Source organism: Ruminococcus sp. 1001136sp1_2201st1_G3_2201SCRN_220225 (assembly GCF_040924365.1).
Taxonomy (GTDB): Bacteria; Bacillota; Clostridia; order Lachnospirales; family Lachnospiraceae; genus Blautia_A; species Blautia_A faecis.
Window position 1 is genome coordinate 1 of the sequence record NZ_JBCOME010000110.1, and the last position, 4591, is coordinate 4591.

At 36.8% G+C, this 4591-nt stretch carries 5 protein-coding genes and 7 tRNA genes; 3 read left to right on the forward strand and 9 right to left on the reverse strand.

The features are described 5' to 3' along the window. Window positions 1-89 precede the first annotated feature (89 nt). Both AB5642_RS19680 and AB5642_RS19685 read right to left on the reverse strand, forming a co-directional pair. Window positions 90-455 carry an SdpI family protein gene (locus AB5642_RS19680; RefSeq protein ID WP_243870850.1) on the reverse strand — a complete coding sequence of 122 codons (366 nt, stop codon included), beginning with the start codon at window positions 453-455 and terminating at the stop codon, window positions 90-92. Window positions 456-697: 242 nt separating this feature from the next. Beyond that, window positions 698-1114 (reverse strand): helix-turn-helix transcriptional regulator, encoded by a 417-nt coding sequence (locus AB5642_RS19685; RefSeq protein WP_005424130.1) that lies wholly within the window; start codon window positions 1112-1114, stop codon window positions 698-700. A 159-nt stretch (window positions 1115-1273) separates the two neighbouring features. Between AB5642_RS19685 and AB5642_RS19690 the strand changes: the two genes are divergently transcribed. From AB5642_RS19690 to AB5642_RS19700, 3 genes are all read left to right on the forward strand, one after another. Further along, complete coding sequence (locus AB5642_RS19690; RefSeq protein ID WP_270378963.1) at window positions 1274-1594, forward strand: hypothetical protein; 321 nt, start codon at window positions 1274-1276, stop codon at window positions 1592-1594. Between the two features lie 142 nt (window positions 1595-1736). Beyond that, the gene (locus AB5642_RS19695) at window positions 1737-2570 is read left to right on the forward strand and encodes a Rep protein (protein WP_173794097.1); all 834 of its coding nucleotides are present in this window, start codon (window positions 1737-1739) and stop codon (window positions 2568-2570) included. Continuing rightward, a complete protein-coding gene (locus AB5642_RS19700) occupies window positions 2563-3819 on the forward strand; it encodes a tyrosine-type recombinase/integrase (protein ID WP_004845968.1) in 1257 nt (418 codons plus the stop codon). Before AB5642_RS19695 ends, AB5642_RS19700 begins: the two co-directional genes overlap by 8 nt. Before the next feature lie 83 nt (window positions 3820-3902). On the opposite strand, the gene AB5642_RS19705 is transcribed toward AB5642_RS19700, so the two are convergent. From AB5642_RS19705 to AB5642_RS19735, 7 genes are all read right to left on the reverse strand, one after another. Next, window positions 3903-3988: transfer RNA gene (locus AB5642_RS19705), tRNA-Leu, on the reverse strand. 3 nt (window positions 3989-3991) lie between these two features. After that, window positions 3992-4064, reverse strand: a tRNA-Val gene (locus AB5642_RS19710). Window positions 4065-4104: 40 nt separating this feature from the next. After that, window positions 4105-4178: transfer RNA gene (locus AB5642_RS19715), tRNA-Asp, on the reverse strand. A gap of 19 nt (window positions 4179-4197) precedes the next feature. Continuing rightward, a tRNA-Ile gene (locus AB5642_RS19720) sits at window positions 4198-4271 on the reverse strand. A 4-nt stretch (window positions 4272-4275) separates the two neighbouring features. After that, window positions 4276-4348: transfer RNA gene (locus AB5642_RS19725), tRNA-Thr, on the reverse strand. A gap of 79 nt (window positions 4349-4427) precedes the next feature. Further along, window positions 4428-4499 (reverse strand) — tRNA-Glu (locus AB5642_RS19730). Between the two features lie 18 nt (window positions 4500-4517). Next, window positions 4518-4590: transfer RNA gene (locus tag AB5642_RS19735), tRNA-Asn, on the reverse strand. Window position 4591 lies beyond the last annotated feature (1 nt).

Consider the following 4591-nt stretch of genomic DNA (forward strand, 5'->3'; position numbering starts at 1 on the left):
TTCCACTGCTTTTTATTAAAGTGTAAAGAAAAACTGCGCCATAGCCTTGGCAGGCCATCGCGCAGCGATTTTGTTCAACTGGAAGTTATCTATTTCTTTTCACCTAATTTTGTAAAATGCTTATGTAGAAAAAATTCTGTTGGAATAATTGTAAGCATCATAATTCCTAATTGTAAAAACACTAAATAGACAGAAATCATTTCAAAGTTTGTATCATCTTTCATTAAAATCAAAACAAAAATTGATAGTATCGCTAGGATAATTCCTAAAACAAAATTTATGCTCCCCCAACATTTGTGTGCATATTTCCACGTTTCATCATTTATTCTTGACATAGTAGTTCGATACCCCGAAATGCCTTGCCTATCTTTAGGTGGATTATCTTTCCATGTATATCCCAAGAAAGTCATAGATAATGGTACTAACAGTGAACAAAGAAATAAAAATATAAACATTGTAGCGACCTCCTCTCAACTTCCGATTTGTCTGTTTCACATTATACACAGTATAATTCCATTTCACAAAATGTTCAATCAAAAAAAGTATGCAAGATTTTTATATTTTCTTGGCATACCTCTTATTGCAGTATTTCCTTGTTCGTATTTTCGCAAACTAACGTTCCGCAAGGATGCCCAGTGCGACGGTTCCTAACAGGGCGGCGGGTCGACTGGGCAAGTGGTCGGCTGAGAAGCATTTTTTACTCAACGACATATTTAACGTTTGATTCTCTCCGTCCCTCATATTTCTCCTGTGCCAACAGTTTATCAAGAAATTCTGACACTTCTTCCATGTCTTCACTGTCTATCAAATCCAGTTTTATCAATACATCAAGGTCTGTCTGATTCTTCGGTTGTATTGAGATCGGCTGAGATGTATCCACAACCACTTTCAACTGTTTTGTCTTATTTGCTGTTTCAATATCCGTAGTTAATCCCATAACGTGGCTTTTACTCACGCCGAATATCTGTGATAATTTTTCCCATATAGATTCATCTCTCGGCGTTCCATTTCCATTTTCATAGTTCGTAAGCATACTTTGTGAAATGCCTAATTCTTTTGCAAGTTCCGCAACGGTTATATTCTTTTCTTTCCGCAATTCTTTTATTTTATTCATAGCGAACCTCCTTTATAAGCACATTATATTTCATCAAATTTTCTCTGTCAATCTTTTTATCGGATATTCAGATATTTTCTATTGACATTCTGCAATGCTTGTTTTATCATAAGATTATCTTAATATCTGATAATCAGATATCTATAAGGAGGTGAAACGATGATTAGAGGAAATGACTTTATTTTAAATCCAGACAAACTGCAAGAGGAATTTCAGTTAGTAGAAGTTTCTGACTGGGTAGACTTTTCTACAAAAGAAAAATTAGGATTCTACTATACAGTTCTTCTTCCAAAATTAAAGTTTGAAAAAGTCAAAGTAGGCATTAAAGCTAACACAGCGATTGTTACCAGCGAAGAACTTGAACAAAAAGGGCAGATTCCAGTCTCATTTGATGGATTACATACTTGGGCTAGTCTCTATAATGGACGTCTTTCTGTCAAAGCAGAAGCTTCCAATATCAGAAAAGTGGGAATGAAATAATTTCCCTACTATGTCAGCCAGTCAGTGCCGGACAACGTCATAGGTGCTGAACTGGCTGACCTCTATACTTGATATATAAAACAACATCTTCCGAAAACAATCGGAACATTCATTACAAAAATTGGGATATGAGGTGAGATTCGTGAGCAAAACAAAAGAGTGTTTTGCATACAATACGAAAATCATTGAAACTCCTACTACAAAAGAAGTATATATTTACGAAAACCCTATTTTTATTCACTCGAAAGAAAAGGCAGATTTAACAGACACAAGTAACCGAAAAAAATTTGATGAAATGTCAGCTCATAAGCAATATGACAGTTTAAAACGCAAGCAGAAGCATTACGAACAGGCTCGTTGGGATATTGCCCGTATTGTTGACTGCAACTTTGATAACAAAACAAAATTTGTAACGCTGACATTTAAAGAAAACATTCAGGAAATCCTGATAACTAACCGAGAATTTAAGTATTTTATCCAGCGATTAAATTATTATTTGTACCATACCAAAACCCAGTTATTAAAATACCTTGCAACGTGGGAGAAACAGAAGCGTGGAGCAATCCATTATCATGTTATTTTCTTTGATTTTCCGTATATAGCAAAAGAAAAATTACAGAATTTATGGTCACATGGATTTATTAAAATCAATCGCATTGATGTAGACAGCAAAGAAAATAGAGGTCGTTATCTTAGCAAGTATTTTGGAAAAGACCTTGATTTGAAAGAACATAAGAAAAAAGCCTTTTTTAAATCTCAAAATCTGAAAGTTCCACACGAAACAAAAGTCATGCTGACCGAAGACATTTTACATGACTTACAAAAAGAAAATATCGTCTTTCAGAAAGAATACACAAGGCAAATTTACGATACCAACGCTTTCTTATCTACTGGTTCATGCTTAAAGGACAGCAGTGTTATCTACATCAAAATTAAAAAAGAAAATCCTTGCGTAAAGGGGGAATCTTATGGATAATCCCGTTACGTTTTCAGATATAACATTATTGAATACGTTAGCCACCTGTGCTAACATGACCACAGATGAAGTCTTCAAAGATTTTAAAATTATGGCAAATAAAAAAATCTTGAAGAATCACAAATATGAAATTTATTACTCGGAATCAGAAAAAAGCTGGCGTACTTATTTACCCGATGAAACCAAACCTAACAAACGCCGTCCTGTTAAGAGGAAGAGTAAAGAGAACCTTGAAAAAGAAATCATCAGATTTTATATCGAAAAGCAGAAAGCTGAAAACCGTCAGAATGTCACACTAGAAGAATTATATGCTGAATGGCTTTTGTATAAAAGAGATTATACTTCCGTAAAAGCAAAAACAATTCAAGAGTATGTATCTGAATGGAATAGATTTTTCAAAGATACAGAACTTGTTAAAATGAAGATAGGCGAAATCAAACCAATCACGCTTATCCGCTTTTTCAGAGAAGCTACAAAAGACCGGCAGTTCACACATAAGCGAGTCAGTAATGCACGTTCTGTTCTGAATGGAATCATGAGTTATGCGATTGAAGAAGAAATTATATCTCATAATCCTGTCTCTGATGTGAATTTCAAACAGTTTACCTATAAGCCAGTAGAAGTACAAAGTGACAATGTATTTTCCCGTGATGATACGCATAAGTTATTAAATTATCTTCGGTGTATCATAGAGCCATATTCTCTTGCAATACAGTTATCTTTCTATCTGTTTATCCGTGTTGGAGAAACAAAAGCTATCCGTTGGGAAGATATTGACTACAATAACAGGCTTGTATATCTTCACAGACAGGCGACCTGTGAACGTACATTGAATGATGATTTAACATTCTCAAGCCGAAAAGTAAAAGTAGTAAATCAAATGAAAGGAAATACTTCTCATGGATTCCGTAAACAGTTCCTTACAGACGAAGCACTTAAAATTCTTCACAAAGCAAAGGAATTAAATCCAAATGGAATATACGTCTTTGAACCCAACGGCGAGATTATGACAACAGACAGCTTTAATCGCCGTTTGAAGAAATATTGCAAAGAAGCCGGTGTTCCTTATCATTCCAGTCATAAAATCCGCTTTTACAATGCTTCAACAGCTTTTGACGGAAATAATCTTACAACCCTTAGTTATTTAATGGGACATAGTGAGACAGCTACAACATTGCATTACTTGCGGAATGTCAATAAGAGGAAGAATGACAGGCTTGCTTTTCAGAATCTTGGTATTTCATCATAAAGTGTTCAAAGGTGTTCAAACATTTTAAAACAAAAAAATAAGAGAAACGCTGTAAATTCAACGTTTCTCCCATTTTTAACTAATGCCGCAGACCGGAATCGAACCGGTACGAGTATCACTACCCACGGGATTTTAAGTCCCGGGCGTCTGCCAGTTCCGCCACTGCGGCATATGGGACCTATAGGGCTCGAACCTATGACCCTCTGCTTGTAAGGCAGATGCTCTCCCAGCTGAGCTAAGATCCCATAAAAGAAAAAATATTAAATTAGCTGTTAAAAACAGCAGCGACCCGGAAGAGACTCGAACTCTCGACCTCCGCCGTGACAGGGCGGCGCTCCAACCAACTGAGCCACCGGGCCAGAAAAATATTAAATTAAATGGACCTTCGGGGACTCGAACCCAGGACCGACCGGTTATGAGCCGGTTGCTCTAACCAACTGAGCTAAAGGTCCAAAAAGCCGATGATCGGACTCGAACCGATAACCTGCTGATTACAAATCAGCTGCTCTGCCAATTGAGCCACATCGGCACAATACTTATAAACCGTATTATACACCAAATGTCAGAGTAAAGCCACACCAAATTGCCATTTTATTTAATTTTCTCAGTGACTCCAAGGGGATTTGAACCCCTGTTACCGCCGTGAAAGGGCGGTGTCTTAACCGCTTGACCATGGAGCCTAACATTTCCATAAAAAACTCCCCCTGTTGGACTCGAACCAACGACACTTCGGTTAACAGCCGAATGCTCTACCGACTGAGCTAAGGAGGAA

Bases quoted from the DNA above. Each gene is read 5' to 3' on its own strand.
- AB5642_RS19680 (WP_243870850.1), bottom strand. From the start codon at position 455: ATGTTTATATTTTTATTTCTTTGTTCACTGTTAGTACCATTATCTATG.
- AB5642_RS19685 (WP_005424130.1), bottom strand. From the start codon at position 1,114: ATGAATAAAATAAAAGAATTGCGGAAAGAAAAGAATATAACCGTTGCG.
- AB5642_RS19690 (WP_270378963.1), top strand. From the start codon at position 1,274: ATGATTAGAGGAAATGACTTTATTTTAAATCCAGACAAACTGCAAGAG.
- AB5642_RS19700 (WP_004845968.1), top strand. From the start codon at position 2,563: ATGGATAATCCCGTTACGTTTTCAGATATAACATTATTGAATACGTTA.